Genomic DNA, 937 nt, shown 5'->3' with positions numbered 1-937 from the left:
GCCGGGCCGCCGCTGCCGCGAACTGGCTCGCCGGGCCCCACTGCTCCGCGTCGAGGCGGCGGAGGTACTCCGTGGGGTCGAAGCCCGTCAGCTCGCCCGCCATGTGGTGCGGGAAGCCGGCGGGGTCGAAGCTGCGGATGGGCGCGATGGCCGAGGCTCCCGCCTGCAGCGCGGCGGAGTAGGCCCGGGCACCGGCGGCGACCCCCGCGAGGGGGCCGACGCCGGTGATGACGACCCGGCGGGCCACCTCAGCCCTGCCAGTCGAGCCGCGTCGCCACGGCCGCGTAGATCGCCTCGAGGTTCACCATCGTCGCGAGCTCCTCCTGCGGGATCTCGACGCGGTAGGTCTTCTCGAGTCGGGCGAGGATCTCGATGGCGCGCAGCGAGTCCGCGTCGTGGTCCTCGATGAAGAGGCTGGTCTCGGTCATCTCCTCGGGCTCCACCTCGAGGACCTCAGCGATCATCTCGCGGAGCTCGTTCATGCGGGCGGTGCGCTCGGGCGTGGTGACGGACATGGCGGTTTCCCTTCGGTGGAGGCCGTTTCGGCCTGGGTGCCCCGCACGGACGGCGGGGGTGACGCGGTGGAAGGTCTTGTGGACGGCGCGGGCGAGGGCCGCGCCGCAGCTCATGCGGGGACGGTGTCCGCGTGGGGGCGGGTGGTGGAGGAGCGGGACGCGGGGACGTGCTTCAGCGTCCCCGCGGGCCGGCGGACGGCGATGGCGCTGCCGACGGTGGCGACGAGCTCGTCACCGACCCACGTCTCGCCGTTCAAAAACGCGTTGTCGCCGACGACGCGCTCCATGTGCGCGACGTGCCGGACCGTGTCACCGGGCAGCACTTGGCGGTGGAAGACGACGTCCCGGGCGGCGGCGAAGATGAGCGTCCCGTCGATCGCGTCGCCACGGCTGCGCAGGCTCTCCAGCCACAGCAACGCTCC

Annotated in this window: 1 protein-coding gene and 2 pseudogenes; all 3 read right to left on the bottom strand. The window is 73.1% G+C overall.

What is annotated here, in order from left to right; genetic code table 11:
- A pseudogene (locus G9H71_RS22870) lies at positions 1–247 on the bottom strand (beta-ketoacyl-[acyl-carrier-protein] synthase family protein); the annotation flags it as partial.
- 1 nt (position 248) lies between these two features.
- Positions 249–515 (bottom strand): acyl carrier protein, encoded by a 267-nt coding sequence (locus G9H71_RS22865; RefSeq protein WP_166285030.1) that lies wholly within the window; start codon positions 513–515, stop codon positions 249–251.
- A 110-nt stretch (positions 516–625) separates the two neighbouring features.
- Positions 626–937 (bottom strand): annotated as a pseudogene (locus tag G9H71_RS22860) (beta-hydroxyacyl-ACP dehydratase); the annotation flags it as partial.

Source organism: Motilibacter deserti, assembly GCF_011250635.1.
Lineage (GTDB): Bacteria > Actinomycetota > Actinomycetes > Motilibacterales > Motilibacteraceae > Motilibacter_A > Motilibacter_A deserti.
This window is presented reverse-complemented; position numbering and strand designations above follow the sequence as displayed.